The organism is Kitasatospora aureofaciens, assembly GCF_019192735.1.
Classification (GTDB): Bacteria; Actinomycetota; Actinomycetes; order Streptomycetales; family Streptomycetaceae; genus Kitasatospora; species Kitasatospora aureofaciens_A.
Genome location: NZ_JAHTKP010000049.1, coordinates 15,709 through 42,520 on the forward strand (window position 1 = coordinate 15,709; position 26,812 = coordinate 42,520).

At 72.0% G+C, this 26,812-nt stretch carries 25 protein-coding genes; 12 read left to right on the forward strand and 13 right to left on the reverse strand.

Annotated elements, in window-relative coordinates; all coding sequences use genetic code 11:
- Positions 1–19: 19 nt before the first annotated feature.
- Entirely contained in the window at positions 20–256 is a 237-nt protein-coding gene (locus KV557_RS31620) for a hypothetical protein (RefSeq protein ID WP_218205021.1), read from the reverse strand.
- A 184-nt stretch (positions 257–440) separates the two neighbouring features.
- Between KV557_RS31620 and upp the strand changes: the two genes are divergently transcribed.
- Positions 441–1,076 (forward strand): uracil phosphoribosyltransferase, encoded by a 636-nt coding sequence (upp, locus tag KV557_RS31625; protein ID WP_218204987.1) that lies wholly within the window; start codon positions 441–443, stop codon positions 1,074–1,076.
- A 97-nt stretch (positions 1,077–1,173) separates the two neighbouring features.
- Here upp and KV557_RS31630 read toward each other — a convergent pair whose 3' ends face one another.
- The 4 genes from KV557_RS31630 to KV557_RS31645 all read right to left on the reverse strand — a co-directional run bounded on the left by KV557_RS31630 (position 1,174) and on the right by KV557_RS31645 (position 4,665).
- Positions 1,174–1,857 carry a LytR C-terminal domain-containing protein gene (locus KV557_RS31630; RefSeq protein ID WP_256178256.1) on the reverse strand — a complete coding sequence of 228 codons (684 nt, stop codon included), beginning with the start codon at positions 1,855–1,857 and terminating at the stop codon, positions 1,174–1,176.
- A 269-nt stretch (positions 1,858–2,126) separates the two neighbouring features.
- Complete coding sequence (locus KV557_RS31635; RefSeq protein ID WP_218204989.1) at positions 2,127–2,423, reverse strand: type II toxin-antitoxin system VapB family antitoxin; 297 nt, start codon at positions 2,421–2,423, stop codon at positions 2,127–2,129.
- Positions 2,424–2,723: 300 nt separating this feature from the next.
- Positions 2,724–3,890 carry a hypothetical protein gene (locus tag KV557_RS31640; RefSeq protein WP_218204990.1) on the reverse strand — a complete coding sequence of 389 codons (1,167 nt, stop codon included), beginning with the start codon at positions 3,888–3,890 and terminating at the stop codon, positions 2,724–2,726.
- A gap of 85 nt (positions 3,891–3,975) precedes the next feature.
- Complete coding sequence (locus KV557_RS31645) at positions 3,976–4,665, reverse strand: rhomboid family intramembrane serine protease (protein ID WP_218204991.1); 690 nt, start codon at positions 4,663–4,665, stop codon at positions 3,976–3,978.
- Between the two features lie 180 nt (positions 4,666–4,845).
- On the opposite strand from KV557_RS31645, the gene KV557_RS31650 reads away from it, so the two are divergent.
- Positions 4,846–5,364, forward strand: coding sequence for a YbhB/YbcL family Raf kinase inhibitor-like protein (locus tag KV557_RS31650; protein WP_218204992.1), 519 nt, complete (start codon positions 4,846–4,848; stop codon positions 5,362–5,364).
- Positions 5,365–5,418: 54 nt separating this feature from the next.
- On the opposite strand, the gene KV557_RS31655 is transcribed toward KV557_RS31650, so the two are convergent.
- A complete protein-coding gene (locus KV557_RS31655) occupies positions 5,419–6,387 on the reverse strand; it encodes a helix-turn-helix transcriptional regulator (protein WP_218204993.1) in 969 nt (322 codons plus the stop codon).
- A gap of 159 nt (positions 6,388–6,546) precedes the next feature.
- Here KV557_RS31655 and KV557_RS31660 point away from each other — a divergent pair, with 159 nt between their 5' ends.
- Positions 6,547–8,025: an MFS transporter gene (locus tag KV557_RS31660; RefSeq protein ID WP_218204994.1), complete on the forward strand. Its 1,479-nt coding sequence runs from the start codon at positions 6,547–6,549 to the stop codon at positions 8,023–8,025.
- A gap of 79 nt (positions 8,026–8,104) precedes the next feature.
- Here KV557_RS31660 and KV557_RS31665 read toward each other — a convergent pair whose 3' ends face one another.
- On the reverse strand, positions 8,105–8,713 hold the full coding sequence (locus KV557_RS31665) for a TetR/AcrR family transcriptional regulator (protein ID WP_218204995.1): 609 nt from the start codon (positions 8,711–8,713) through the stop codon (positions 8,105–8,107).
- 85 nt (positions 8,714–8,798) lie between these two features.
- Between KV557_RS31665 and KV557_RS31670 the strand changes: the two genes are divergently transcribed.
- A complete protein-coding gene (locus tag KV557_RS31670) occupies positions 8,799–9,185 on the forward strand; it encodes a DUF4345 domain-containing protein (RefSeq protein ID WP_218204996.1) in 387 nt (128 codons plus the stop codon).
- A gap of 7 nt (positions 9,186–9,192) precedes the next feature.
- On the opposite strand, the gene KV557_RS31675 is transcribed toward KV557_RS31670, so the two are convergent.
- Positions 9,193–9,792 carry an HhH-GPD-type base excision DNA repair protein gene (locus tag KV557_RS31675; RefSeq protein WP_218204997.1) on the reverse strand — a complete coding sequence of 200 codons (600 nt, stop codon included), beginning with the start codon at positions 9,790–9,792 and terminating at the stop codon, positions 9,193–9,195.
- A 483-nt stretch (positions 9,793–10,275) separates the two neighbouring features.
- On the opposite strand from KV557_RS31675, the gene KV557_RS31680 reads away from it, so the two are divergent.
- From KV557_RS31680 to KV557_RS31690, 3 genes are all read left to right on the forward strand, one after another.
- Positions 10,276–12,636: a terpene synthase family protein gene (locus KV557_RS31680; protein WP_218204998.1), complete on the forward strand. Its 2,361-nt coding sequence runs from the start codon at positions 10,276–10,278 to the stop codon at positions 12,634–12,636.
- A gap of 225 nt (positions 12,637–12,861) precedes the next feature.
- Positions 12,862–13,668 carry a VOC family protein gene (locus KV557_RS31685; RefSeq protein ID WP_218204999.1) on the forward strand — a complete coding sequence of 269 codons (807 nt, stop codon included), beginning with the start codon at positions 12,862–12,864 and terminating at the stop codon, positions 13,666–13,668.
- Entirely contained in the window at positions 13,668–14,162 is a 495-nt protein-coding gene (locus KV557_RS31690) for a DinB family protein (RefSeq protein ID WP_218205000.1), read from the forward strand. Before KV557_RS31685 ends, KV557_RS31690 begins: the two co-directional genes overlap by 1 nt.
- A gap of 179 nt (positions 14,163–14,341) precedes the next feature.
- Here KV557_RS31690 and KV557_RS31695 read toward each other — a convergent pair whose 3' ends face one another.
- Complete coding sequence (locus tag KV557_RS31695; RefSeq protein WP_308130168.1) at positions 14,342–15,319, reverse strand: helix-turn-helix domain-containing protein; 978 nt, start codon at positions 15,317–15,319, stop codon at positions 14,342–14,344.
- Between the two features lie 94 nt (positions 15,320–15,413).
- Between KV557_RS31695 and KV557_RS31700 the strand changes: the two genes are divergently transcribed.
- Together KV557_RS31700 and KV557_RS31705 are read left to right on the forward strand one after the other, a co-directional pair.
- Entirely contained in the window at positions 15,414–16,940 is a 1,527-nt protein-coding gene (locus tag KV557_RS31700) for an alpha/beta hydrolase (RefSeq protein WP_218205001.1), read from the forward strand.
- Positions 16,941–16,969: 29 nt separating this feature from the next.
- Positions 16,970–17,713 carry a helix-turn-helix domain-containing protein gene (locus KV557_RS31705; RefSeq protein WP_218205002.1) on the forward strand — a complete coding sequence of 248 codons (744 nt, stop codon included), beginning with the start codon at positions 16,970–16,972 and terminating at the stop codon, positions 17,711–17,713.
- 44 nt (positions 17,714–17,757) lie between these two features.
- On the opposite strand, the gene KV557_RS31710 is transcribed toward KV557_RS31705, so the two are convergent.
- The gene (locus tag KV557_RS31710; protein ID WP_218205003.1) at positions 17,758–18,174 is read right to left on the reverse strand and encodes a VOC family protein; all 417 of its coding nucleotides are present in this window, start codon (positions 18,172–18,174) and stop codon (positions 17,758–17,760) included.
- A 75-nt stretch (positions 18,175–18,249) separates the two neighbouring features.
- Entirely contained in the window at positions 18,250–19,329 is a 1,080-nt protein-coding gene (locus KV557_RS31715) for an alpha/beta hydrolase (RefSeq protein ID WP_218205004.1), read from the reverse strand.
- Between the two features lie 110 nt (positions 19,330–19,439).
- On the opposite strand from KV557_RS31715, the gene KV557_RS31720 reads away from it, so the two are divergent.
- Positions 19,440–20,174 (forward strand): TetR/AcrR family transcriptional regulator, encoded by a 735-nt coding sequence (locus KV557_RS31720; protein WP_218205005.1) that lies wholly within the window; start codon positions 19,440–19,442, stop codon positions 20,172–20,174.
- 143 nt (positions 20,175–20,317) lie between these two features.
- On the opposite strand, the gene KV557_RS31725 is transcribed toward KV557_RS31720, so the two are convergent.
- On the reverse strand, positions 20,318–20,800 hold the full coding sequence (locus KV557_RS31725) for an inorganic diphosphatase (RefSeq protein WP_218205006.1): 483 nt from the start codon (positions 20,798–20,800) through the stop codon (positions 20,318–20,320).
- A 340-nt stretch (positions 20,801–21,140) separates the two neighbouring features.
- Between KV557_RS31725 and KV557_RS31730 the strand changes: the two genes are divergently transcribed.
- Positions 21,141–23,597: a sodium-translocating pyrophosphatase gene (locus KV557_RS31730; RefSeq protein WP_218205007.1), complete on the forward strand. Its 2,457-nt coding sequence runs from the start codon at positions 21,141–21,143 to the stop codon at positions 23,595–23,597.
- A gap of 364 nt (positions 23,598–23,961) precedes the next feature.
- Here KV557_RS31730 and KV557_RS31735 read toward each other — a convergent pair whose 3' ends face one another.
- Positions 23,962–25,353 carry a serine hydrolase domain-containing protein gene (locus tag KV557_RS31735; RefSeq protein ID WP_218205008.1) on the reverse strand — a complete coding sequence of 464 codons (1,392 nt, stop codon included), beginning with the start codon at positions 25,351–25,353 and terminating at the stop codon, positions 23,962–23,964.
- A 257-nt stretch (positions 25,354–25,610) separates the two neighbouring features.
- Between KV557_RS31735 and KV557_RS31740 the strand changes: the two genes are divergently transcribed.
- Positions 25,611–26,810 carry an FAD-dependent monooxygenase gene (locus tag KV557_RS31740; RefSeq protein WP_256178250.1) on the forward strand — a complete coding sequence of 400 codons (1,200 nt, stop codon included), beginning with the start codon at positions 25,611–25,613 and terminating at the stop codon, positions 26,808–26,810.
- Positions 26,811–26,812: the final 2 nt, after the last annotated feature.

A 26,812-nucleotide genomic window follows, 5' to 3' on the forward strand; every position in this document is an offset into this window, starting at 1 on the left:
GAGTCGCGTCGGAGCCGTCTCAGATCCGGAACGTTCGCATCCGCATGGCCTCACGCATCCGACGCTCCTTGGTCCGCCGGGGTTGGACCCGCTCGCGCAGCTCGCGCGCCTCGGCGAGTTCGCGGAGGAAGACGGCCCGCCGCTTGCGGCGTTCCGCCTCGGTCTCCGGGGGGTCCTGGGGCGGGCCCGGGCGGCTGCCCGACGGGCCCCTGGGCGCCTCCGCCGAGCCGTCCCCGGCCTTCGGGTTGCTCGTCATAAGAGGTGACATTCCCAGAACGGTCCGGTTGATACCACAGCGGCCGCTTCCGTCCGGCCATTCGCGGTACGTCACGGCGTGTCACGCCGGAGTGAGCCCGGCCGGGCCCCGGTACGCCGCTCCGACCGCGCGGCGGGCCCGCGGCGAGTCGTACAGGCGTCCAGGACCGGGCTAACCTCGGTACATGCGTCTCCACGTCGTCGACCACCCCCTGGTCGCCCACAAGCTCTCCACCCTGCGCGACGAGCGCACCGACTCGCCGACCTTCCGTCGCCTTACCGACGAGCTGGTGACCCTCCTCGCCTACGAGGCCACCCGGGACGTCCGCACCGACGAGGTGGAGATCACCACGCCCGTGGCGGTCACCATCGGCACCCGACTGAGCTACCCGCGCCCGCTGGTGGTGCCGATCCTGCGGGCCGGCCTCGGCATGCTGGACGGGATGACCCGCCTGCTGCCGACCGCCGAGGTGGGCTTCCTCGGCATGGTGCGCAACGAGGAGACCCTGGAGGCCTCCACCTACGCCACCCGGATGCCGGACGACCTCTCCGGCCGCCAGGTCTACGTGCTCGACCCGATGCTGGCCACCGGCGGCACCCTGGTCGCGGCGATCAAGATGCTGATCGAGCGCGGCGCCACCGACGTCACCGCCGTGGTGCTGCTGGCCGCGCCCGAGGGCGTCGAGGTGATGAAGCGCGAGCTGGCCGACCTGCCGGTCACCGTGGTCACCGCCGCCCTGGACGAGCGGCTCAACGCGAACGGCTACATCGTCCCCGGCCTCGGCGACGCGGGCGACCGCCTGTACGGCACCGCCGGCTGAGCCACCTCCCCCGAACGGCCGAGAGCCCCCCGGCGCACTGCCGGGGGGCTCTCTTTGCGTTCTTTCTGCCTCCGCACTCTCCGGCTGCGCGCCGGGCTCAGCAGCTGCCGGTGGCGCTCGGGGTGGGGGAGGGCTTGGTGGCCAGGGCGAGGGCGGCGGCCGCCTGGGTCTCGTCCAGCAGCGCGTTGTAGCTGTCGCCGATGACGAAGTCCACGCTGGTGTCGGTCCGGGCGTCGGCGGTGGCGGTGGCTCCGGCGATCTGGGAGCCCACCAGGGTGGACGCGCCGGCGCCGGCCGGGCCGGCGATCACCTGGGCGGTGCCGGGCACCTTCTTGTCCAGCTCGGCCGGGGCGTTGCCGACCTTGCCGATGGTGAAGCCGCGCTTCTTGAGTTCCTCGGCGGTCCGCCCGGCCAGGCCGGCCTTGGTGGTGGCGTTGTAGACGTTCACCGTGATGGCGGCCGGCTGCGGGATCGCGTGCGGGTCGCCCTGGGCGGCCGCGGGGGCGCCGGAGGCGCCGGGCGCGCCCGGCGAGGCGCCCGGGGTGGGGGCGGCCAGCGCCTTGCCGGACGGGGTCGCGCAGGCCTGGGCGGTGCTGTTCCTGTTCTTGCCGGTGAAGATGTCGTAGAGCTGCACGCCGCCGAGACCGATCAGGGCCAGGGCGAGCAGTGCCGCGAGGCCGGCGATCACCTTGCGGCTCTTCTTCGGCGGCCGGCCGAGGCGCGGATAGGCGTTGCCGGTGATGCGGTACTGCTTCCCCTTGAGGCCTTGGGGAGTCAACATGCTCACGGTTTGTCTCCCCCTCGTGCCAGGGCGGGGTCGGGATGACGACGGGTCGGCCGGCGATGGGCGGATCCCCAGGTCGCGGCCGTAGTCAGCAGATTAGTGCCGGATGCCTGTGAAGGTACTAAAGGATCATCATCTGGCGTATCTCGGTACCCGAAAGGAGGTACCCGGAGCTGTCCCCGGGACCCGCGGGTGCCCGGGTACGACGGGACCGCCCTCCGCCGGGTCGGCGAGGGGGCGGTCCGGAAGAGGGCGGACGGCGTCCGTCACTCCACTTCGAGGACACGGGCGTGCAGCACCTGGCGCTGCTGCAGCGCGGCTCTGACGGCCCGGTGCAGCCCGTCCTCCAGGTAGAGGTCGCCGTGCCACTTCACCACGTGGGCGAAGAGGTCCCCGTAGAAGGTCGAGTCCTCGGCCAGCAGGGTTTCGAGATCGAGTTGTCCCTTGGTGGTCACCAGCTGGTCGAGCCGCACCGGGCGTGGGGCGACGTCAGCCCACTGGCGGGTGCTGGTCCGGCCGTGATCCGGGTACGGCCGCCCGTTGCCGATGCGCTTGAAGATCACACGGAAAGCCTACCGTTCGGATGGCGGATGGCGCAGCAGCCGCGACGCCGCCACGCGTGCCGGTGTGAACTGCGGGTGGACGATTGCGGCTGTTTGATGGGAAATGTCGCGAACATCGCCCCCGACTCCGATCGCCTTCTGCCCGTTTGGCGCTGCCCGATCCCGCTCTGCCCGATCCCGCTCTGCCCGGCCGAGCCCGCGCCGGCGCCCGTCCCGGAGTCGGCGCGTTCGGCGGGCAAGCAGCTCGGGCAGGAGATCTCGCGGAGTCTGTTCGGGACGTCGAAGCGGCGGCGGTAGCCGCTACGTTGCGAGCGCGGCGCCGATCCGGTCCAGCGATGAGAGCCGCATCAGGCCGTAGTTGTAGAACTCGACCTCGGGGACACCCAGTTCGCGCAGGACGGTGATCTTGGCGGCGAGGTTCTCCGGGCCGTCGCAGTCCGAGGCCATCGGGCGCAGGATCACCGCCATGTCCTGCGGGCGGACGCCGTGCAGGGCGAAGGCGGCGATCTTCTCCCGGACCGCCTCCGGGGTCTTCGCGTAGCCGAACGTCTCGATCCGGTCGGCCGCCTTCGCGAGGGCGGGCAGGTCGATCCCGGACAGCCAGCCCTTGCCGGGGCCGCCGCCGTCCATGAAGCTCAGCCGCATGCCGTGGCGGCGGGCCTCCTCGGACAGGTCGGCGGCGAGCGAGGTGACCGTGGCGGAGGAGGCGTCCACGTAGGCGGCCAGGGACCCGCCCGCGAGTTCGTCCAGGGCGGCGGGCTCGGCGGCGGCCGTCTCGTCGGCGAGGCGGCGGCGAAGCTCGGTGCGTACGGCCTCGGCCACGTCGTCGGCCGGGACGCCCGCGTCGGCGGCGGCCGTGCGGCAGTGCGTGCAGAAGCAGATGCCGAGCAGGGCCTCGGCGGCCGGGCCCAGCTCCTCGAAGTAGCGCTCGTGGTGGTAGCCGTGGCGCAGCCCGTGGAAGTGCAGCGACTCGGCCCGGATCGCGTCGACGCCGTAGCGGGCCAGCTCGGTGACCAGCGTCCGGGCGTACTCGCGGACCTCCGGGTGGGCCGGGCACAGCTCGGTGCGGTGGCGGTCGCCGAAGGCGTTGGCCGGGGCGCAGTCGGGGTGGGCGAAGCCGAGCCGGTCGTTGTGGCAGAAGACCGTCCAGGCGTGCAGCTTCAGTCCGCGGCGGCGCGCCTCGGCGGCGGCCTCGGCGAAGGGGTCGCGGTCGCCGATCGCGGTGGACGGGACGGGGGCGAGGCGGCGGTCCTGCCAGCGGGCCGGGTCGGGGCGGAAGTACGCGGCACCCGGCTCCAGGTACTGGATCACCCGGCGGGGGTTGTGCGGGAAGACGTCCCGGGCCTCGTGGTAGACGGAGGCGAGGGTGACGCCGCCGACCCCGGCGCGGTCGGTGAGGTTGCCGAAGAAGGTGTCGGGGCCCTCGTCGAGCAGGTCGGTGGCGAAGGCGAGGACGGACGACTCCACGGTGCGGCTCCGGAGCAGGGGGCGGGTGCGCTGCTCACGCTAGCCGGAGGGGCAGGATTGGTCTATACCTGATAGCCCGGGCGGCTCACAGGCCCAGGTCGTCCAGCTGCTTGAGCAGGGCGGCGTTGGGGCTGGTGCCCTCGGTGCTGTTCACGGTGGTGTTCGCGGCGGTCTTCGCGGGCGCGGCGGATGCGGGCTCCGGGGCGCGGTTGCGGAGCAGCCAGGCGGCGGCCAGGCCGCCGATCAGCCCGCCCAGGTGGCCCAGCCAGCTGACGCCCTCGGCGACCGGCAGCACGCCCAGCAGGAGGTAGGAGTAGAGCGCGGCGATGACGATGCCGATGGCGGCGTCCAGCAGGTTGCGGTCGAGGATCCCGCGCAGCACCACGTAGCCGAAGTACCCGTAGACCATGCCGCTCGCGCCCGCCGTCACTGCCTCCGGGCGCTCCAGCAGCCAGACCGTCAGGCCGCCGGCCACCGTGATCAGCAGGCTGGCCAGCAGGAACTTCCTCATGCCCCGGTAGGCCGCGACGAAGCCGAACGCGAACAGCGGCCAGGAGTTGGCCTCGATGTGGTCCCAGCCGAAGTGCAGGAACGGCATGGTGAACATCTCGGGCAGCTCGTCGATCCGCCCCGAGCGCAGCCCGTAGTCGTAGGAGAGGCGGTAGTCGTCCAGCCAGTTGACCACCTGGACCGCCCAGATGACGGTCAGGAAGCCGAGCATCGTGAACAGCGCGCGGCGGGAATCGGCGAGCAGGCGGGCGAGGTTGGAGGCCATGACCCGACTGTAGGGGCCACGGAATCGGACGTGCACCCCGTTACAGTGAATCGTGTCATTCAGTCCGAGGCCGTCCCCAGGCCCGTTGAGAGGTGACCACCGCATGAGCGAGCGAAGCGAGCGAATCATCAAGAGGCGCGTGTGGGCGAATGCCCTCGCCGAGCGCAGCGAGGTGGGCGCATGAGTGTTCGCGCGCCGCTGCCGTACGAGTTCCTGCCGAAGGTGCCGTCCTTCCCGCTGACCAGCGAGGACATCACCGAAGGCGGCACGCTGGCCAAGGAGTTCATCCACGGCGGCGGCAACCTCTCGCCGCAGCTGGCCTGGTCGGGCCTCCCCGAAGGCACCCGCGGCATCGCCGTCACCTGCTACGACCCGGACGCGCCGACCGCCTCCGGCTGGTGGCACTGGCTCGCCCTCAACCTGCCCGCCGACACCACCTCCCTGCCGCGCGGAGCCGGATCCTCGGACGCCGCCCTGCCCGGCGCGGCCTCCTTCCACGGCCGCAACGACTTCCCGGGCAACAAGTACGACGGCGCCGCCCCGCCGCCCGGTGCCCCGCACCGGTACGTCTTCGCCGTCCACGCACTCGACATCGAGAAGCTGCACGTCTCCGCCGACACCCCGCCGGCCCAGGTCGGCTTCCACCTCACCTTCCACACCCTCGGCCGGGCCCTGCTCACCGCCGAGTACGGGGTCTGAGGCCCTGCCCTCCTCACCGGTCGGGGCCACCCGCGGCCCCGGCCGGTCGCCGGCTCAACCCGCCCGGTCGGCGGCGCGGTTGGCGCGGGCGGCGAGGGTGCGCAGGTGGGTGATCAGCTCGGGGGGCTCGTGCACCTCGAACTCGCAGTCGAGGAGCAGCAGTCCGGTCGCCAGCCACCGCAGCGAGTCCGCGTGGGAGCGGAGCAGGCAGCTCTCGTCGTCGATCGGCTCGACCTGGTACTGCCCGGTCCAGGGCATCCAGGTCTCGACCTCGGCGGCGGGGCGGTGCACGGTGGCGACCATGGTGTGCGTCGGTGACCGGGGGCGCAGCTTGCTCGCCACGTACATGGCGGCGTCCTCGGCGGGGAGGGGGCGGGGGGTGAAGCGGGCGCCGGTGGCGAAGGGCTTGCTGAGGCGGTCGACGCGGAAGAGCCGCCAGTCGTCCCGGTCCAGGTCGTAGCCGACCAGGTACCAGCGGCGGCCGGCCGAGACGAGGCGCTCGGGCTCGACGTGGCGGCGGGTCTCGGCGCCGTCGCGGGCCCGGTAGGCGAAGCGCAGGCGCTCGTGGTTGGTGACGGCGCCGGCGAGCACGGTGAGGTCGTCCGGGTCGACGGTCGGGCCGTCCCCGCTGAGCAGCGGCAGGGTGGCCGTGTTGAGTGCGCCCACCCGGTGGCGCAGCCGGCCGGGCAGCACCTGGAGCAGTTTGCCGAGCGCCCGGACGGACGCCTCCTCGATGCCGACCACCGCGTGCCCGGCCGCCGCCCGCAGCCCGACCGCGATGGCGACCGCCTCCTCGTCGTCCAGCAGCAGCGGCGGCATCGCCGTCCCGGCGACCAGCCGGTAGCCGCCGACCGCGCCCATGGTCGCCTGCACCGGGTAGCCGAGGTCCCGCAGCCGGTCGATGTCGCGCCGGATCGTCCGGGGGCTGACGCCGAGCCGCTCGGCCAGTTCGCTGCCGGGCCACTCGCGCGGCGCCTGGAGGAGGGACAGCAGGTTCAGCAGCCGGGCCGGGGTGTCGGTCATGCCGTCCAGGATGCCGGAGAAGTGGGACAGGATCTGGCCTACATGCCCTCTACCGTCGCAGACGTGCCGACGAGCGAGACGCGCAGGACGAGCGAGACGCGCAAAACGAGCGGGATCCGCAGGACGAGCGGGATCCGCAGGACGAACGAGGAGCAAGTGATGAAGACCGTGGACGCCGACCGGCGGAGGTGGATCGCGCTGGCGATCGTGATGGTCGCCTCCTTCATGGACCTGGTGGACGTGACCATCGTCAACATCGCCATCCCGAGCATCCAGCAGGACACCGGCGCCTCCTTCAGCGCCATCCAGTGGGTGACCGGCGGGTACGCGCTGGCCTTCGCGATCGGGCTGATCACTGGTGGCCGGCTGGGGGACATCTACGGCCGGAAGCGGCTGTTCCTGATCGGGATCGGCGGGTTCACGCTCGCGTCCGCGCTGTGCGGCCTGGCCGCCGGCCCGGAGATGCTGGTCGGGATGCGGGTGCTGCAGGGCCTGACGGCGTCGCTGATGGTGCCGCAGGTGCTCTCGATCATCCACGCGACCTTCCCGGCGGAGGAGCGCGGCAAGGTGTTCGGGATGTTCGGCGCGGTGGTCGGGCTGGGCGCCGTGTCCGGCCCGCTGATCGGCGCGCTGCTCACCGAGTGGGACCTGTTCGGCCTGGCCTGGCGGCCGATCTTCCTGATCAACCTGCCGGTGGGCCTCGCCGGCGTGCTGCTCGGCCGCCGCTTCATCAGCGAGTCCAAGGCCGAGCAGGCGCTGAAGCTGGACCTGGTGGGCGTGGCCCTGGCGAGCCTCGGCCTGCTGATGCTGATCTACCCGCTGACGCACGGGCGGGAGGCCGGCTGGCCGCTCTGGGGGTATCTGTCGATGGCCGGCAGCCTGGTGGTGTTCGCGCTGTTCGTGGCGTACGAGAAGGTCAAGGCGCGGCGGGACGGCTCGCCGCTGGTGGAGCTGTCGCTGTTCCGGGTCAAGTCCTTCGCGGCCGGCATCGGGGTCCAGCTCACCTTCGGCGTGGTCTGCGGGATCTTCTTCCTGGTGTGGACCCTCTACATGCAGATGGGACTCGGCTGGAGCCCGCTGAAGGCCGGGACCACCGGCATCCCGTTCTCGCTCGCGGTCTCCACGGCGGCCGGGCTGTCCGTGCAGAAGCTGGTGCCGCGGTTCGGGCGGAAGGTGCTCCAGGCGGGCGCGCTGGTGATGGCGGCGGGCGTGCTGACGTACATCTGGGAGGCGGACCGGTACGGGACGGCGATCGCGCCCTGGCAGATGGCGCTGCCGCTGGTGGTGATGGGCCTCGGGATGGGGCTGATCGTCGCGCCGATCACGGACGCGATCCTGGCGGAGGTGCCGCGCGAGCACGCCGGGTCGGCGTCGGGCCTGATCAACACCGTGCAGCAGGTGGGGAACGCGCTCGGGCTCGGACTGGTGTCGGTGGCGTTCTTCGGCGCGATGGACGACGTGGTCGCGCCGCAGGCGGTGGGGGACGCGTTCGGTGGGGCCTTCGTCCACGCGATGTGGTGGGTCGCGGGGGTGCTGGTGGTGGTGTTCCTGCTGATGTTCGCGCTGCCGCGGCGGAAGGCGGTCGCGGTGGCTGCTTCGGGCGAGGCGGCGGAGGAGCGGGAGCCGGCGCTGGCCTGAGCCGGTCCGACGGATGCTGGTGGGCCCCGGTCGCGATGCGCGGCCGGGGCCCGGTGCTGTTCATCGGTTTTCGGGTCTGTCAGTGTGGCCAGTCCGGGGCCGGGTCGACCGGGAGCAGCGGGCGGAGGGCGCCGATGCACGCGCCGATGCAGGCGTCGCGCAGTTCGGTGCGGGTGCAGGTCTCCTTGGTGAGCCAGTCGACGACCAGCACCTGGACGAACACCAGCCAGCTGCGCAGGACTTGGGACACGGCCGCGCGCGAGCTCTCGTCCGCGAGGGGGAGTACGCCGAGCAGGCGGGCGCGGAGGGCGTCGAGTTCGTTCGTCGTGATCGTCTGGATCACCGGGTCGCCGGCCAGCACACGGTTGGCGGCGAGGACGGCGTGGCGATTCTCGACGAAGTAGTCGAGGTGCGCGTCCATGCCCTCGACGAGCTGCTCGACCAGCGTGTCGGCCGGGTCGAAGCGGGACTTGGCGAGGAGCCGGTCGGCGGCCTCCCGGTAGACCGTGGCGAAGAGGTCGCGCTTGCCGGGGAAGTGCCGGTAGAGCAGGGCGCGCGAGACGCCCGCCTGCTCGGCGACGTCCTCCATCAGCACCTCCTCGTACGGGCGGGCGGCGAAGAGCCGGGCGCCGACGGCGAGGAGCTGGGCACGGCGGTCGGCTGGGGTGAGGCGCTGGCGTGGTGGCACGGGTTCAGGCTACTTGACACGTGTCTACTAGCGGGTCCCTAATTTAGTAGACGCATGTCAACTAAGGCGATGGGGTGGGTGCGACATGGCCAAGGCACTGCGGGTGCTCGCCTGGACGATGGGGATCGCGTGCGTGGCCATCGGCCTCGAACACGTGCTGCTGGGCAACCTCGCGCTCCCCGGCGAGGAACACGCCGGCGCGACGATCGACAGCTGGGGCCGCTTCATGGGCGCGGTCTTCGCCGGGTACGGCGCCGCCTGGCTGTGGGCCGTACGGCAGGCGCCTATCCCGGCGCGGGCGGTCCGGTGGCTGGCCGGCGTCTTCCTGCTCGGCGGGATCGGGCGGCTGCTGTCGCTCGCCGCGACGGGTTGGCCGGGCGCGTTCCAGGCGGTGCTGGCCGCGCTCGAACTCGGCCTGCCGCCGGTGTACTTCTGGCTGGCGGACGCGGACGAGCGCAGGCTCGCGGCCTGAGGCCGGCTCAACGGACCTTGGCGGTGGCCTTCGCCTCCTTCGCGGCGCGCTTCACCTCCTGCTTGAACGCCCGTACCAGGTCCAGGGATTCGGGGCCGGTGATGTCCGCGACCGAGCGGTGCGAGCCCTCGTCGCCGTACGCGCCCGCCGCCTCGCGCCAGCCCTCGGGGCGCACGCCGTACTGCTTGCCGAGGAGCGCGAGGAAGATCTGCGACTTCTGCTTGCCGAATCCGGGCAGGGCGTTGAGCCGGCTGAGCAGCTCCTTGCCGGTCCTGACGTTCTTCCACAGCGCGGCGGCGTCGCCGTCGTACTGCGCCACGAGGAACTGGCAGAGCTGCTGCACCCGCTTGGCCATCGCCGCCGGGTAGCGGTGCACGGCCGGCTTCGCGGAGAGCAGGGCGACGAACTCCTCGGGGTTGTACGTGGCGATCTCGTGGGCGTCCAGGTCGTCCCGTTTGAGCCGCTGAGCGATCGTCAGCGGACCGGTGAACGCCCATTCCATGGGCACCTGTTGGTCCAACAGCATGCCGACGAGCGCGGCGAGCGCACTGCGTCCGAGCAGTTCGTCGGCCTCGGGCTGCTGTGCGAGCCGAACGGTGACGTTCATGGGCCCTCCTCGGAGTTGATGACTCGGGTCGGCGCCCAGTCTGGTCGAAGCGGCGGGGGCGGCGGCGGTCAACACGCCCGTAGGAGGGGAAGTCTTGATGATCGGTGCCTTGGCGCAGCTGGTTTGTTCGTTGGCGTAGCGGTTGTTGGGCCCGCCCGGCCCCAACTCGCGCTGTGGGAGGAGCATTTTTGCCCCCGCATCGGGAGGGCCGGACCGTCGGCGGGACGGTGTGCGTGGGGGAAGGGCGGCGCTCGGGATGATTGCTCACGCTCGGCCGGGCGGGTGGTTCTGAGTGGGGTCGCGGGTGGGGGCGGGCAACCTCCGTACAGATGAGCCACCGTGAACCGTTCGCTCGGGCGGCAGTTCGACCGAGGGTTCGAGCAAGTGGGTCATCTCATATGACTGTTCCTGTTGTGTCGATGCCGGGCGGGGGCCGCGGGTCATTCTTGGTCCAATCGACGCGTCCAGAAAGGCTCGCCCGCCGTGACCCAGCCGTTCGAACTGCCGTCCTTCTACGTGCCGCACCCGGCACGCCGCAACCCCCATCTCGACCAGGCCCGGGCCCACTCCTCCGTGTGGGCCGGGGAGATGGGCATGCTGGAGGGGTCCGGCATCTGGGAACGGGCCGACCTGGACGCCCACGACTACGGCCTGCTCTGTGCCTACACCCACCCCGACGCCTCCGCCGAGGCGCTGTCGCTGGTCACCGACTGGTACGTGTGGGTCTTCTTCTTCGACGACCACTTCCTCGACATGTACAAGCGCACCAACGACCGCGAGGGCGGCAAGGCGCACCTCGACCGGCTGCCGCTGTTCATGCCGGCCGACCCGGCCGCCCCGATGCCCGAGCCGGCGAACCCGGTCGAGGCGGGCCTGGCCGACCTGTGGCGGCGCACCGTGCCGGCGATGGGCGAGGACTGGCGGATCCGGTTCGCCACCAGCACCCGGAACCTGCTCAACGAGTCGCTGTGGGAGCTCGCCAACATCGACGCCGGGCGGGTCGCCAACCCGGTCGAGTACATCGAGATGCGCCGCAAGGTCGGCGGCGCGCCGTGGTCCGCCCAGCTGGTCGAGTACGCGGCCAACGCCGAGGTGCCGAAGGAGGTTTCGGGTACGCGCGCGCTGCGGGTGCTGATGGACGCCTTCGCCGACGGCGTGCACCTGCGCAACGACATCTTCTCGTACCAGCGGGAGGTGGAGGACGAGGGCGAGCTCAGCAACGGGATCCTGGTGCTGGAGAAGTTCCTGGAGTGCTCCACCCAGGAGGCCGCCGAGGCCGTCAACGACCTGCTCACCTCGCGGCTCCAGCAGTTCGAGAACACCGTGTTCACCGAGCTGCCCGTGCTGTTCGCCGAGACCGGGCTCGACCCGGAGGGCCGCGCCCGGGTGATGGCGTACGTCAAGGGTCTGCAGGACTGGCAGTCCGGCGGCCACGAGTGGCACATGCGGTCCAGCCGCTACATGAACGGCGCGGGCATGAACGGCGCCGGCGCGGCGGCCGGGGCGGACACGCCGGCCGAGGCGGGCAACTGGTGGGACCCGTTCGCGATCGGCGGGATCGGCACCTCGGCGCTGGACATCCTGCGCACCGGGGCGATGAGCAGTGCCCCCGCCGGGCCGGGCGTCGGGCCGGGCGTCGTCGATCCGGCGGTGCGGCGGGCCCGTTCGCACAGCCACGTGCCGTTCCAGCGTGTCGGACCGTCCCAACTGCCCACGTTCGACCTGCCGTTCTCCGTCGCGTTGAGCCCGCACCTGGACGGCGCACGGGACCGCGCGGTCGCATGGGCCCAGCGGATGGGCCTCCTGGACGACCTGCCGGGCCTGCCCGGGTCCGCCGTCTGGACCGTCGAGTCCACGCGCGACTACGACCTCCCGCTCTGCGCGGCAGGCATCCACCCGGACGCCACCGCCGACCAACTCGACATCGGCTCGGCCTGGTTGCTCTGGGGCACCTGGGCCGACGACTACTTCCCGAAGGTCTACGGACGCACCCGCGACCTCGCCGGCGCCAAGGTCGCCAACGAGCGGCTGTCGCTGTTCATGCCGGTCGACGGCGACAGCCCCGCCGCGGAGCCGGCCAACGCGCTGGAGCGCGGCCTGGCCGACGTCTGGGAGCGGACCGCCGGCCCGATGACCGTCGGCGCCCGGCGGACCTTCCGCAAGGCCGTCGAGGACATGACGCTCAGCTGGATCTGGGAGCTCAACAACCAGGTGCAGAACCGCATCCCGGACCCGGTGGACTACCTGGAGATGCGCCGGGCCACCTTCGGCTCCGACCTCACCATGAGCCTGAGCCGGATCGGCCACGGGCAGGTCGTCCCGCCCGCCGTCTACGAGCACGGCTCGATGCGCTCGCTGGAGAACTCGGCCGCCGACTACGCCTGCATGATGAACGACCTCTTCTCGTACCAGAAGGAGATCGAGTACGAGGGCGAGGTGCACAACTCGGTCCTGGTGGTGCAGAACTTCTTCAACTGCGACTACCCGTCGGCCGTCCGGATCGTCGACGACCTGATGCACTCGCGGCTCGCGCAGTTCCAGCACGTCGCCCGGAAGGAACTCCCCGTCCTGTACGACGACTTCGCGCTGGAGCCGGCGGCCAGGGAGATGCTCGACGGGTACGTGAAGGAGCTGGAGAACTGGCTCGCGGGCATCCTGATCTGGCACAAGGAGTGCCACCGGTACACCGAGGAGGCCCTGAAGCGGCACTTCCTGGGTGAGGTGGCGGAGCCGGTGAGTGCCGGCCCGGCGGGAAGCCTGTCGCTCGGGCCGACCGGGCTGGGGACGGCCGGTGCCCGCCCGCTGCTGCCCGCTTCGGCCGCCGGGGTGGCGGCGCTCGGATAGGTGGCGCTCGGGTAGCGGCACGGGGTACGGAGGTGCGCGGCCCGCCGGGGACGACCCGGCGGGCCGCGCTGCGTCCGCGGGCGTGCGGAGGCGTTCACGGGCGCGCGTGGGCCGCTATGGGCGCGCGGAAGACACGGGCGCGCGGAGGAGCGGAGGAGCAGCGGACTGGCTAGGGTGGCCGAACGGGGGCAAAACGCGCATTCCGCCACATGAGAGGGCAGAGAGATGGCCGCGCTACCTGAGGGCACACCCTGCTGGGCCGACGCGATGTTCACCGACCTGGAGGGCGCCAAGACCTTCTACGGCGACGTCCTGGGCTGGACCTTCGGCGAGAGCTCGTCGGAGTACGGCAACTACACGCAGGCCTACTCGGACGGCAAGGCGGTCGCCGCCATCGTGCCGCCGATGCCCGGCCCGGACGGCGGGCAGGCCCCGTCCGCCTGGTGCCTGTACCTCTCCTCGCCGGACGCCGCCGCCACCGCCGAGAAGATCCGCGGCAACGGCGGCGAGGTGCTGATGGGCCCGATGCAGGTAGGCGAGTTCGGCACGATGGTGATCGCCAAGGACCCGGGTGGCGTCGCGTTCGGCGTCTGGCAGGCCGGTACGCACGAGGGCTTCGAGAAGCAGGGCGCGCCCGGCTCGTACACCTGGGCCGAGGTGGTGACCCGCGACCCGGCCAAGGCGGACGGGTTCTTCCCGGCGGTCTTCCCGTACGGCGTGCAGAAGATGGACACCGAGCAGGTCGACTACAAGATCTTCCGGGTCGGCGAGCAGCCGGTGCTCGGCCGGATGGCCATGGGCCCGGACGACCTGCCGCCCGAGGTGCCCTCGTACGTGAGCGTGTACTTCGCGGTGGACGACACCGACGCGGCGATCGAGCGGCTGCGGGCGGGCGGCGGCACGGTGCACATGGAGCCGATGGACAGCCCGTTCGGCCGGTTCGCGGTGGTCGGCGACCCGCAGGGCGCGGCCTTCGGGATCATCGACGTCGGCAGGACCGCCGGCGACCTGCCCACCCTGGCGGACGCCTGATGGGCGAGCGGGAGGACCTGGTCGAGACGCTCGGCAAGCACCGGGGCTTCCTGCGGTTCACCGTCCGCGACCTCACCGACGAGCAGGCCGCCCGGTGCACCACGGCCAGTGGGCTGTGCCTGGGCGGCCTGATCAAGCACGTCGCCGGGGTCGAGGCGCGCTGGCTGCGGTTCGCGGTCGGCGGCGCCGAGGGGATGCGGCGCGGCGGCAGTGGGCACGGCGACTGGGCGGCCCAGTTCCGGATGACGGACGGGGAGACGCTGGCCGGGCTGCTCGCCGACTACGAGCGGGTGACGCGGGAGACCGACGCGCTGGTCCTGACCCTGCCCGACCTCGATCTCGCCCACCCGCTGCCGCAGGCGCCCTGGTTCGAGCCCGGGGCGAGCTGGTCGGTGCGGCGGGTGCTGCTGCACGTGATCGCCGAGACCGCGCAGCACGCCGGGCACGCGGACATCATCCGGGAGTCGCTGGACGGCGCGAAGACGATGGGTTAGGCCTGGCGCTCAACCTGCCTGCCGCGCCTGCCGGGTGGCCTCGATCCCGTCCAGGATCAGCCGCACGCCGCCGCGAAGCCGGTGTCCCGGGCATCGGTGGTGTCCGGGTTCACCTCGGTCGCGTACAGCCGGTGCAGGCCACCCGCTGATCCCCGAACTCCCGTATGGCCCCGGCTGCTTCACGCGGCCGGGGCCATCGGCTCGTCGGGCGTCGCCGTCAACTGCCCGTCCAGCGCGGTGCGCAGCCACGTGTGCGCGCTGCCGAGGGTGGGGTCGTCCGGCGTGGTGAGCTCGCCGGCGAGCTCCCAGTACCGGGCGATCACCGGATCGTCGGTGACGGTGAGCATGACCCCGAGCCGGCGGCGGAACGCCGGGGTGTCCCGGGTGGAGCGGGAGGCGGCGTGGGCGGCGACGAAGCTGTCGAGCGCCGCGCCGTCGCGCGGGTCCTGTCCGGCCCGCAGTTCCGCCGAGGCCAGGTCGTACGCCTCGGCGAGGCCCTGGTAGAGCACGGCGGGCCGGTACTCGGCGTCGGTGCGGGCGAGTTCGTTCGGGCAGCTGGTCTTGCCGGTGGGGGAGTGGCTGCCGCCGGAGCAGCCGCGGGCGGCGAGCGCGTTCAGCCGGGCGAAGGCCAGCACCTGGGTGGGCGCCGGGTCGGCCGGGGGCTGCGGGACGGCGGCATCGACGATCGCGGCCGTCAGTTCGGCCGGCATCCTGGGTGGCAGCGCGCGGCGCCAGAACCGGGCCAGCGCGGTGGTGTCGGGCGGGGTGGTCAGCCCGCCGATCAGGGTGAGCCGGTCGGCGCGCTCCTCGGGCGGGCAGTCGCGCAGCAGCTGCAGGGCGGCCTCCCGCCAGCGCAGGGCGGTGAGTTGGGAACCGAGCTCACGCAACTGCCGGGCCACCGCGTCCTCCAGGGCGTCCCCCAGCACCTCGTCCTGCTCCAGCAACCGGCCCACCTCGGGGACCGGCAGGTCGAGCGTGCGCAGGGAACGGATCAGCCGCAGCCGGTCGAGCGCCTCGGGCCCGTACCGGCGGTGGCCGCCGGAGCTGCGGCCGGCCTCGGGCAGCAGGCCGCGGTCGGAGTAGAAGCGGACGGTCTTGACGGTGACGCCCGCGTGTTCCGCGAGTTCACCGATGCTCCACAGGATGGCTGGTGGCACGGCTTGAACCTCCCTCAGGGGGAGTTCCTACGGTACCTGCGAGCCCGGCCGCACGGGGGTCGGACGGGTGATCACGAACCACGAGGAGACGATCATGACTGCATTCGTGCTGGTACCGGGCCACTTCACCGGGGGCTGGATCTGGCGGGAGGTGAGCGCCCGGCTCCGGGAGGCGGGCGCCGAGGTGCACGAGGCGAACCTCACCAACAACGGTGACGCCCGCCCGGAGACCCGGATCGGCCTGGAGACCCACATCGAGGACGTTCTCCGCCTGATCGACGCGGCGGCCGACCCCGAACTCGTCCTGGTCGGCCACGAGTACGGCATCCACCCGGTGCTCGGCGCCGCCGACCGGCGGGCGGACCGGCTCACCCGGATCGTCTACCTGGACGCCGGCCTGCCGCAGGACGGCGACCGGGCCGTCCAGCTGGTCCCGGACCAGACGGTCCGCGAGCTGCTGCTCGACCCGGCCCGCACGCCCGCGGACGGTCTCCTCCCGGCCCCCGGCCGCGGCGAGTGGCACCGCTGGGGGAGCATCGCGGGCCTCTCCGCCGAGGCGCTGGACCGGCTCACCGGGCTGGCCGCCGCGCAGCCGGTCGCCACCCTCACCGAGCCGCTGCGGCTGTCCGGCGCGGTCGCCGCGGTGCCGACCTCCGGCATCCTCTGCACCGCGGGCGGCACCAGCATCGCCACCATCGAGGCCATCGTCGGCTCCGGCATGCCGCAGTTCAGGTTCCTGGCCGACCCCCGGGTGGGCTTCTTCGACCTCGACACCGGCCACTGGCCGATGCTCTCCCGCCCCGACGAACTGGCCGACGTCCTGCTCCGGGCCGCCGCCGGCGAGGGGCACCGGATCGCCCCGCCGCCTGCCACCGAGATGCCCGCCTTCGTGCGCCCGCACATCCTGGACACGCCGGAGCACCCGCTGCCGGACAGCGCGCACGAGCGGATCGGCAACCTCGACCTGTACCTGCCGGAGACTTCCGGCACCGACACCCCGCAGCCCGCCGTGCTGTTCGTCCACGGCGGCCCCGTCCCCGCCGACCTCGACCCCACCCCGCGCGACTGGCCGATTTACGTCGGCTACGGCCGGTACGCGGCGAGCCTCGGCGTCGTCGGGGCGACCGTCGAGCATCGGCTGCACGACCTGCACTCCTACCCGCAGGCCGCCGAGGACCTCGCCACGGCCGTCGAGGCGCTGCGCGCGCACCCGCGAGTGGACGGCGACCGGATCGCGATCTGGTTCTTCTCCGGCGGCGGCCTGCTGACCACCGACTGGCTGGCCGCGCCGCCGTCCTGGCTGCGCTGCCTCGCCGCGAGCTACCCGATCCTCGCGCCCATGCCCGGCTGGGAGGCCGTCGACCGGCGCTTCCGTCCGGTCGAGGCGGTCGCGGGGGCGGGCCGGCTGCCGATCGTCCTGACCCGGGCCGGGCTGGAGGCGGCGGCCTTCGCGGTGACCGTCGAGCAGTTCGTGGCGGCGGCGCAGGAGCACAAGGCCGAGCTGGAGCTGATCGACGTCCCGAACGGCCACCACGGCTTCGAGGTGGTCGACCACATCGACGAGGTCCGCGATGCCCTCACCCGGGCGTCCGCCTCGGTCCTGCGGCACCTGCGGGGCTGACCGGCGGGTGTCGGGGATAGCCTCGACACGTGCCTCCCGAGTACGTCCCCGAGCGCGCCCCCGCGTACGCAGAGCGCGCGTCCCGGCTGCCGGGCGCGGTCGTGTGGACGCGCCGAGCCGTCGGGCGCACGGACGGCGGGGCGGCCGGGGACACCGGGCCGACCGTGCTGCCCGACGGCTGCATGGACCTGCTGTGGACGGAGGGCAGGCTCCTCGTCGCCGGGCCGGACACCCGCGCGTACCGCCCCGGACCCGGGCTGCCGGGCCCGTGGGCGGGCGTCCGTTTCTACCCCGGTACGGCCCCCGCGCTGCTCGGCGTGCCCGCGCACGAGCTGCGGGACCGGCGGGTCGATCTGGCGGACCTGCGGCCCGGCGCCGAGGTGCGTCGCCTCACCGGGCGCATCGACGCGGCGCCCGACCCGGCCGCCGCCCTGGAGGAACTGGCCCTGCGACTCGCGGCCGACGCGGAGCCTGCGGACCCGCTGGTCCGGGCGGTCGTCGCGGCCCTGGCGGCCGGCCGCTCCGTCACGGCCACGGCCGAGCGGGTGGGCCTCGGGGAGCGGCAGCTGCACCGCCGCTCGCTGGCCGCCTTCGGCTACGAGCCGAAGACCCTGGCCCGGATCCTCCGCCTGCAACGGGCCCTCGCGCTGGCCCGGTCCGGCGTGCCCTTCGCGGAGACGGCGGCTCGGACGGGCTACGCCGACCAGGCCCATCTGGCGCGGGACGTACGGGAGTCGGCCGGCATGACGCTCACGGCGCTGGTGCGGGGCTAGGTGCGGCGCCGGCTCGCTCCGCCGTCTCGGGTAGTGGTGCCGCCTCACCCCGCCGTCTCGGGCAGCGGTGCGAACAGGTCGACGCCGTTGCCGTCCGGATCGTGCACGGAGGCGTACCGCTGGCCCCAGAAGGCGTCCCACGGCTTCAACTCCCCGTGGTGCCCGGCACCGACGAGGTCCTCGTACACCGCGTCCACGTGCGCCGGGCTCTCGCACCGGAACGCCAGTCCGACCCGCCCGCCGCCGGTCGGCGCCCGCCAGGCCGGGTGGAAGGCGCGGATGGTGGACTCGGGGTCGAGGGTCAGGCGCAGCCCGCCCGGCAGCTCGGCCTCGACGTGCGGCTCGTGCTCCGCGCCCTCGGGGAACTCGATCCCGAGCCGCCGGTAGAAGGCGATCGAGGCGGCCAGGTCGGAGACGGCGAGGCCGACGACGGCGAATTGCGGTGCTGGTGTGGCGTTCATGATCGCCAGCGTAGGGAGGGCGCGGGTGTCCGTCTTGAAGAAAACGGACACCCGCGCCCTCCGGCCGGCCCTGCCTCAGCGGGCCGCGAGCTCACCGGTGACGACCGGGCGGACCTTGGCGAGCATGAGGTCGAGGAACTGCTCCGGCTCCCGGAACGACGCGAAGTGGCTGGCGTTCCGGATCAGCGCGAAGTCCTTGACCGGGGCGCGGACGGCGTCGAAGAGGCGGCGGGCCGGCTCCGGCGGGGTGAGGACGTCGCTGTCACCCTGGAAGACGAAGAACGGGAGCGCGAACTCCGTGCCCTCGGCCCACTCGTCGACCGCCACCGCCTGCGGGCCGAGCTGCTCGGCGAAGGTCATGCCCTTCAGGTAGGTCCGCAGCTCGCGCAGGGTGTGCAGGGGCGAGAACCAGAGCGAGCGGACCACCACCGTCTTCATGGTGTCGAAGGTCAGCGGGTCGGTGGTGACGACGAGCTTGTTGAACTCCGACCACTGGTGGGTGCTCCAGGCCGTGGCGTCCGGGCCCATCGCGGTGACGGCGGCCAGCTCCTTGCGCTTGCCGGCCTGCTGGAGGCGGTCGAGCAGGGCGTCGTACGCGGGGTGCCGGTGGCCCCCGGCGAGGACGTTCTGGTCGGTGCCGACGTAGGCCGAGTACAGCTCGGGGTGGTTGCGGGCGAGGCGGAGGCCGAGGACGGTCCCGATCGAGTTGGCGACCAGCAGCACCTTCGGGACGCCGAGCCGGGCGCGGACGTACTCGGTGACCTCCAGGGCGTCCCGGTACACCCGGTCGAGGGTCATCTCGCCCTGCCCGGCCGGACCGCCGTGGCCGAAGGTCTTGCCGCCGCCGCGGATGTCCCAGCGCACGATCGTGAAGTGCCGCTCCCAGGCGCGGGTCCGCGGGACGAAGGGCAGGTTGGAGGCGCCGGGACCGCCGTGGATCTCCAGGATCACCGGGTTGTCGAGGCTCTCGCCGCGGACCGAGACCCACTGGTCGATGCCGCCGATGCGGACGAACCCGGACTCGTCGATGCCGTTCGGCGTGGTGATGCGCAGCCGCTCGGCGTTGGCGTGGCGCTTCAGCGCGCGGTAGCCGAGCAGACCGGCGACCGGGGCGGCGAGGGCGGCGGCGGAGGCGGTGAGGACGGTGGCGAGCATGGTGGTTCCCCCAACTGTTTATGGCGTCAGCAGTTCGATGCGTTTAAGGTATATACAGTTCTCGTCGGTGTCAACGGACCCGGCGGACCGGAACAGAGAGGGAGGGCCTCATGCCCAAGGAGAAGGCGCGCGACCTGCGCGCGGGCGTCGCACTGCTGTGGGGAGAACAGGAGAGGCCCACCCGCGGCCCCAAGCCGAGCCTGACCCCCGGACGGATCGCCGAGGCCGCGGTCGCCCTCGCGGACGCCGAAGGCCTGGACGCCGTCTCCATGAACAAGGTGGCCGCCCGGTTCGGCGTGTCCGCCATGGCGCTCTACCGCTACGTGCCCGGCAAGGCCGAACTGGTCGAGCTGATGGTGGAGGCCGTCCTCGCCGACGCTCCCGACCTGTCAGCGGCCGGCCCCGGCTGGCGCCCGCAGATCGTCGAGTGGGCCCGCCGCTCCGAGGCCGTCCACCGCGCCCACCCCTGGCTGCTCGCCGCCACCGCGATGCGCCGTCAACTCATGGGCCCCAACCAGCTCGGCTGGCTCGACGCCGCCCTCGCCGCCCTCGCCCCCACCGGCCTGACCGCCCCCCAGCAGCACCGGGTCTTCGTCCTCGTCGCCGGCTTCGTCCGCACCCACGTCCAGCAGCTGCTCGACTTCGACGAGGAACACAGCCGCGAGTGGGCCCGCCTCACCGGCGACCTCCTCGCCCGCCACCCCGACCGCTTCCCCGCCCTCACCGCCGCCATCACCGGCGGCGCCTTCGCCCCCGACACCGCCGACCCGGCCGCCACCGACTCCCTCCAATTCGGCCTCGACCGCATCCTCGACGGCGTCCAGGCCCTCATCACCCGCCACTAGCGACGAAGGCCCGGACCGCAAGTAGCGGTCCGGGCCTTCGATCAAAGGCGGCGGATACGAGATTTCCGGCCGTGCACAAGCCCGCCGGGCTGCTGAACCGAGGACCCAGAGAGCTTCCCCGTGACACCGGCGGAGATCACCCGCTACGCGGCGGCGGCTCGGGAACGGGAGGCTTCGATCTCGGCGTAGGCGCCGGCCTTGTTCTCCCAGTGGGAGCCCTCGACGGATTTTCCGGGTTCGAGGTCCTTGTAGACCTCGAAGAAGTGGGTGATCTCCTGCAGGTCGAACGGAGGCATGTCGTCGATGTCCTGCAGCCGTGCGAAGCGCGGGTCGTGAGCGGGCACGCAGAGCACTTTCTCGTCCGGCCCTTTCTCGTCGGTCATGACGAACATGCCGATGGCGCGACACGTGATGCCGCATCCCGGAAAGGTGGGCTCGCCGACGAGGACGAGGGCGTCGAGAGGGTCGCCGTCCCCACCGAGGGTGTCTTCGATGAACCCGTAGTCCGCTGGGTAGCGGGTGGCCGTGAACAGCATCCGGTCCAGGCGGATCCGCCCGGCTGCATGGTCCATCTCGTACTTGTTGCGCGAGCCTTGGGGGATCTCGACGATCACCTCGAAGTCCATGTCGGCCTCCTCCCGCGATCCCGGGCGTCCGGTGCCGCGACGACTCCAGGTCTTCATTCTCCGGCGGATCAGCCGCGGCCGCATCGCGGCCACCCGGTTGCACTCTCCAGCTCTGCAGACCTTCAACGCCCCGGGTTAGCCTCTGTCTGAACAGGGCTTCGTCCGCTTTGTCCCCGGGCGGCGCGTTCGCCAGAGCCACTCCGCAGGAGTCGACACCGAGGGATTCTCCGGCAGCGATCCGGTCGAAGTGAGCCAGGCTATTCGCAGATCGCGCGACTCGCCCGCGCAGCCGAGCGGTTCAGTGCGCCCGGCGCACCAGCACGACGTCGAGGAGGACGGAATGGCTGGGTTCGATCTCGCCGGCGCATCCGCTGTGCAGTACACCGCCGCGCTTGTCCCTGGGCGGAGCCGGCTCGGTGCTCCAGCCGAAGTGGCACCTGTGCTGACCGGGTCGGGCCGAACCCTGGTGGTGGTGGTCGCGCTGATCGCGGCCGGTGCACTGGTGGTGGCCTGGGTGTTGGTGAGGCAGGTGCTGGCCGCGGACGAGGGCACGCCGGCGATGCGGCGGATCGCCGCGGCGATCCAGGAGGGCGCGAACGCGTATCTGGCGCGCCAGTTCCGCACCCTGGGGGTGTTCGCCGGGGTGGTGCCTTTCGTGCTGCTGTTGCTCCCGGCGGACAACTGGGGGCAGCGGGTGGGGCGTTCGGTGTTCTTCCTGGTCGGGGCGGCGTTCTCGGCGACGACCGGGTACGTGGGGATGCAGTTGGCCGTACGCAGCAATGTGCGGGTAGCAGCAGCGGCGCGGGCGGGAACACCGCCGGTTCCTGCGGCAGGCGATTGGGAGGGGCCGACGGCGGCACCGCTGGTGCGTACGGTCTCGCATCGCGCGATGCGGATCGGCTTCCGCACCGGCGGGGTGGTGGGCATGTTCACCGTGGGGCTGGGATTGCTGGGGGCGGCCGCAGTGGTGCTGATCTATCAGACGAACGCGCCGAAGGTGCTGGAGGGGTTCGGTTTCGGTGCGGCGTTGCTGGCGATGTTCATGCGGGTGGGCGGAGGGATCTTCACCAAGGCCGCAGACGTCGGCGCGGACCTGGTGGGCAAGGTGGAGCAGGGAATCCCGGAGGACGATCCGCGCAACGCGGCGACGATCGCCGACAACGTGGGCGACAACGTGGGGGACTGCGCGGGGATGGCGGCCGACCTGTTCGAGTCCTACGCGGTGACCCTGGTCGCCGCGCTGATCCTGGGCAGGGCCGCCTTCGGTGACCTCGGGCTGGCCTTCCCGCTGGTAGTACCCGGGATCGGGGTGCTCACCGCAGTGCTGGGCATCGTGGCGGTCTCCCCGCGGCCCGGGGACCGCAGCGGCATGACCGCCATCAACCGCGGGTTCTTCGCCTCCGCGGTGGTCTCGCTCGCCCTGGTGGCCGGCGCGGTCTTCGCGTTCCTGCCGGCCCACTTCTCCGGTCTGCACGGGGTACCGGCCGAGATCACCCGGCACGCGGGCAGTCCGCGGCTTTTCGCCCTGGCCGCGGTGGCCATCGGGATCGTGCTGGCCGCCGCCATCCAGCAGCTGACCGGCTACTTCACCGAGACCACCCGCCGACCGGTGCGGGACGTGGGCAAGACCTCACTCACCGGGCCGGCCACCGTGGTGCTCTCCGGTATCGCGCTCGGCCTGGAAGCGGCCGTGTACTCCGCCGTGGCCATCGGCGCCGCCGTCTACGGCGCCTACCTCCTCGGCGGCGGCTCCCTGATCCTGTCCCTGTTCGCGGTCGCGCTGGCCGGCACCGGGCTGCTGACCACCGTGGGCGTGATCGTGGCCATGGACACGTTCGGCCCCGTCTCCGACAACGCCCAGGGCATCGCCGAGATGTCCGGCGACGTCACCGGCGTCGGCGCGCAGGTGCTCACCGAGCTGGACGCGGTCGGCAACACCACCAAGGCGATCACCAAGGGCATCGCCATTGCCACGGCGGTGCTTGCCGCCACCGCGCTGTTCGGCTCCTACACCGACGCCATCAACACCACCGAGGCGCAGATCGGCCCGGCCGCCCACGGTTCGAGCCTGAGCCTGTCCATCGACCAGCCCAACGACCTGGTCGGCCTGCTGCTCGGCGCTGCCGTCGTCTTCCTCTTCTCCGGCCTGGCCATCAACGCCGTCTCGCGCTCCGCCGGCGCAGTGGTCTACGAGGTCCGTCGCCAGTTCCGCACCCGCCCCGGCATCATGGACGGCACCGAGCGGCCCGAGTACGGCCGGGTGGTGGACATCTGCACCCGCGATGCACTGCGCGAACTGGCCACCCCGGGTCTGCTCGCCGTGCTGGCCCCGATCGCCGTGGGCTTCCTCCTCGGCGTCGGCTCGCTCGGCTCCTACCTGGCCGGCGCCATCGGCACCGGCACCCTGATGGCCGTCTTCCTGGCCACCTCCGGTGGCGCCTGGGACAACGCCAAGAAACTGGTCGAGGACGGCCACCACGGAGGCAAGGGCAGCCCCGCCCACGCCGCCACCGTCATCGGTGACACCGTAGGGGATCCCTTCAAGGACACCGCAGGACCCGCCATCAACCCGCTGCTGAAGGTGATGAACCTGGTCTCCCTTCTGGTCGCCCCAGCCATCGTCAAACTCAGCTTCGGCTCGCACGCCAACCTCGGCCTCCGGCTGACTATCGCCCTGGTGGCCCTGGCCGTCGTCATCACCGCAGTGTGGATCTCCAAACGCCGCAGCATCACCGTCGGCCCCGACGAAACACCCACCGACACCCGAGCGCCGGAGGAGCCCGCCCCCGTCCCGTAGTCCGCATCCTGAGTGCGGGGAGCAAGCCTGCGGACTACTGAGACCAGGAAACGGCGAAGACCCCGGCCGCATCGCAGTCGGGGTCTTCGTTTCGGCTGGTCAGCCGTGGCGGAGGATACGAGATTCGAACTCGTGAGGGATTGCTCCCAACACGCTTTCCAAATGTTCGTCCGACTGTCCGGGGACGGCCACAGGCGTTCTGACCTGCGACTGAGCGGTCCCGTGCTCCGGCTCTGAACGTAGCTGGACAGGGGTGACTGCAACCAGAACTGCAACCAGCGCCGACTGGGTTCGGCCTGGCGGCTGGTCGCTGTCCGGCTCGCCATGTGGCCTGACCGGCCGGGGCGACGTTGTTGCGGTCGGGTTACCGGTCTGCCGGGGCCCGGGTGAAGAGGCGGCCGGCGAGGTCGGCTCCGGTGATCGTGCCGGTGTCGTCGCGGGTGAAGAAGCCGCGCTGTCCCGTGAGGCCGCCGCTGGTGACGATGTACTCGTCTCCGTTGCCTGGCAGCAGGCCGAGGTCGGCCGGGGGCAGGTCCGCGGGCAGTTCGGTGTCGGCCGCCGCACGGATCTCCGGCTTGATGTTGCAGGCGATCGTCAGCCCGGCGCCGTCGGTGGCGATGGTGAGCGCCATCACGTCGTTCTCGTAGGTCCCGGCGACCTCCTGGGCTCGGGCCTCGTCGAAGGGGAGAGGCTCCGGGTCCTGCTCGACCACCCCCAGGTGGTGTTCGAGCGCCCACCGGAGGGCGGCCCGGTTGAAGGCGAGGCCGCCGTCGGGGCCGGCGTTGGACAGGGCGGCGACGGCGAAGTCGTGTTCGGGGACGATGAGGAGTTCGGCGAACTGGCCATTGGTGGAGCCGCCGTGGCCGATGGTGTGCACGCCGTCCACGTCACGCAGGAACCAGCAGATGCCGAAGGCGTCGCCGAGCGTACTGCCGTGCAGTTCTACGGTCTGCTGCCGCATTCTCTGCAGGGCCTCGGCGGGCAGGACCTGGGTGCCGTCCTGGGCGCGGCCGTCACCGAGGTGGAAGCGGGCCCAGCGGAGCAGGTCCGCCACCGAGGACGCGCCGCCCCCGCCGGGGTTGTTGGCGCGGGTGTCCTTCCACTTCCGCGCGACGGTGGGCGTGCCGTCCTCGCCGACGGTGTGTCCGACGGCGAAGCGCCGGGTCATGACGTCGTTGGCCGTGAAGGAGGTGTGCGACAGCCCGAGCGGCTCGAACAGGAGCGAGGTGACGGCCTGTTCGTAGGTCAGGCCGGTGACCTTCTCGATGATCCGCCCGGCCAGGTTGAACGCCATCTGGCTGTAGGAGGCCCGGGCGCCGGGCGGCGCGATCGGCTGCGACTCGGACATCTTCGCCACGTACGCGGCCAGGGCATCGTCTCCCTCGCCGGTGTCGACGTTCATCCGCCAGTCCAGCCCGGCGGTGTGGTTGAGCAGGTTGAGGACGGTGATCTCGGCCGCGGCCTGCTCGTCCGGAAGCACCAGCTCGGGCACGTAGCGGCGCACCGGCGCGTCCAGTTCGACGCGCCCCTCGGCGACCAGACGCATCAGCACGGTCGCCGTGAACGTCTTGGAGACCGAGCCCAGTACGAACAGCGTCCGCTCGTCGACGGGCAGCGGGTTGTCGACGCTCGTCACGCCGTGGCAGGCGTAGATCTCCCTCCCGCCGGCCCATACCCCGACGGCGACGCCGGGCAGACCGTACTCCTCGGCCGTCGCCTCGACGAACGCGGCCAGCGACTCCTGCGACTGCGACATGGCACTTCCCCCTTCTCCCTCGCGCGCGCCACCCCAATGGTCGCGGCGCCCCACGGTGAACTGAACCGTGATCAAGTGCGCGCTACAGCACGACGTCCACGGTCAAGAAAGCCGCCGGCCCGTCAGGTGGGCCGTAAGCGACTCGCCGAAGCTATCGCCCGAACCCCGCTTTGAACAAGTGTCTTGCACAAGCGTCTGATGCTGGCGTACTGTCAGTGCCGGTTCAGACCTGACTCGGGGGGCTTCCAATGAAGAAGATGAAGAACACGAATGTCCTGATCTCCGGTGCCGGCATCGCGGGTACGGCCCTTGCCTACTGGCTGCGACGCCACGGTTTCACTCCCACGGTGGTGGAGCGGGCTTCCGAGATCCGGGAGGGCGGCTACAAGGTCGACATCCGTGGCGCGGCGCTGGAGGTGGTCCGACGCATGGGCGTGCTGGACGAGATCCGTCAGTTGCGCACCGACGTGCGAGCGGGGTCCGTGGTCGACGCCACCGGCAAGCGGGTGGCGAGCATGGACGGCGACACCTTCGGAGGGCGCGTCCACGGCGACGCCGAGATCCTGCGCGGCGACCTGAACCGCATCCTGTACGAGCTGACCAAGAACGACGTCGAGTACCTCTTCGACGACTCCATCGCCTCGCTCACCGACGGTTCCGACGGAGTGAAGGTCACCTTCGACAGCGGCCGCATCGAGGTCTTCGACCTCGTCCTCGGCGCCGACGGGCTGCACTCCCGGACCCGTGGCCTGGTCTTCGGCCCGGAGAGCCGGTTCGTCCGCGACCTCGGCCACTACATCTCGATCTTCAGTGTCCCCAACCGGCTGGACCTGGACCGCGAGGAGCTCACCTACGTCGGTGCCGGCCGCACGGTACTGACCTACAGCACCGCCCGGGACACCGGAGCCAAGGCGATGTTCCTCTTCGCCTCCGAGCCGCTGACCTACGACCACCGTGACCGCGCCGAGCAGCAGCGCCTGCTGGCGAACGCCTACGCGGGAGAGGGATGGCAGGTGCCCGGCCTGCTCGAAGGCATGGCGAGCGCCCCCGACTTCTACTTCGACTCGCTCAGCCAGGTGCACATGGACCGCTGGTCCCAGGGGCGCGTGGCCCTGGTCGGAGACGCGGCCTGCTGCGCCTCCCCCGCGTCGGGGCAGGGGACCGGTCTCGCCCTGGTGGCCGCCTACGTCCTGGCGGGGGAACTGGCCGCGGCCGGCGGTGAGTACGAGGCCGGGTTCGCAGGCTACGAACGGCAGTTGCGGCCCTTCGCCGAGCAGAACCAGAAGCTCGGGCCGGCGAACGTCAAGCGGATGGTCATGCGCACCAGCGGCCAGGTCCGGTTCTCGATGGTGATGCTCTCGCTGATGGCGCGGCTGCCCGGCAAGGAGCGCATCATGGCCAAGCTCATCGAGCCCATCCACAAGGCGGCCACCGCCATCACCCTCAGCGAGTACTGAGC

Excerpts from the sequence above, each read along its gene's own strand:
- KV557_RS31620 (WP_218205021.1), bottom strand. The coding sequence starts at position 256 with ATGACGAGCAACCCGAAGGCCGGGGACGGCTCGGCGGAGGCGCCCAGG.
- upp (WP_218204987.1), top strand. The coding sequence starts at position 441 with ATGCGTCTCCACGTCGTCGACCACCCCCTGGTCGCCCACAAGCTCTCC.
- KV557_RS31630 (WP_256178256.1), bottom strand. The coding sequence starts at position 1,857 with ATGTTGACTCCCCAAGGCCTCAAGGGGAAGCAGTACCGCATCACCGGC.
- KV557_RS31645 (WP_218204991.1), bottom strand. The coding sequence starts at position 4,665 with ATGGCCTCCAACCTCGCCCGCCTGCTCGCCGATTCCCGCCGCGCGCTG.
- KV557_RS31650 (WP_218204992.1), top strand. The coding sequence starts at position 4,846 with ATGAGTGTTCGCGCGCCGCTGCCGTACGAGTTCCTGCCGAAGGTGCCG.
- KV557_RS31655 (WP_218204993.1), bottom strand. The coding sequence starts at position 6,387 with ATGACCGACACCCCGGCCCGGCTGCTGAACCTGCTGTCCCTCCTCCAG.
- KV557_RS31660 (WP_218204994.1), top strand. The coding sequence starts at position 6,547 with ATGAAGACCGTGGACGCCGACCGGCGGAGGTGGATCGCGCTGGCGATC.
- KV557_RS31670 (WP_218204996.1), top strand. The coding sequence starts at position 8,799 with ATGGCCAAGGCACTGCGGGTGCTCGCCTGGACGATGGGGATCGCGTGC.
- KV557_RS31675 (WP_218204997.1), bottom strand. The coding sequence starts at position 9,792 with ATGAACGTCACCGTTCGGCTCGCACAGCAGCCCGAGGCCGACGAACTG.
- KV557_RS31685 (WP_218204999.1), top strand. The coding sequence starts at position 12,862 with ATGGCCGCGCTACCTGAGGGCACACCCTGCTGGGCCGACGCGATGTTC.
- KV557_RS31690 (WP_218205000.1), top strand. The coding sequence starts at position 13,668 with ATGGGCGAGCGGGAGGACCTGGTCGAGACGCTCGGCAAGCACCGGGGC.
- KV557_RS31700 (WP_218205001.1), top strand. The coding sequence starts at position 15,414 with ATGACTGCATTCGTGCTGGTACCGGGCCACTTCACCGGGGGCTGGATC.
- KV557_RS31710 (WP_218205003.1), bottom strand. The coding sequence starts at position 18,174 with ATGAACGCCACACCAGCACCGCAATTCGCCGTCGTCGGCCTCGCCGTC.
- KV557_RS31715 (WP_218205004.1), bottom strand. The coding sequence starts at position 19,329 with ATGCTCGCCACCGTCCTCACCGCCTCCGCCGCCGCCCTCGCCGCCCCG.
- KV557_RS31720 (WP_218205005.1), top strand. The coding sequence starts at position 19,440 with ATGCCCAAGGAGAAGGCGCGCGACCTGCGCGCGGGCGTCGCACTGCTG.
- KV557_RS31725 (WP_218205006.1), bottom strand. The coding sequence starts at position 20,800 with ATGGACTTCGAGGTGATCGTCGAGATCCCCCAAGGCTCGCGCAACAAG.
- KV557_RS31730 (WP_218205007.1), top strand. The coding sequence starts at position 21,141 with ATGGCTGGGTTCGATCTCGCCGGCGCATCCGCTGTGCAGTACACCGCC.
- KV557_RS31735 (WP_218205008.1), bottom strand. The coding sequence starts at position 25,353 with ATGTCGCAGTCGCAGGAGTCGCTGGCCGCGTTCGTCGAGGCGACGGCC.
- KV557_RS31740 (WP_256178250.1), top strand. The coding sequence starts at position 25,611 with ATGAAGAACACGAATGTCCTGATCTCCGGTGCCGGCATCGCGGGTACG.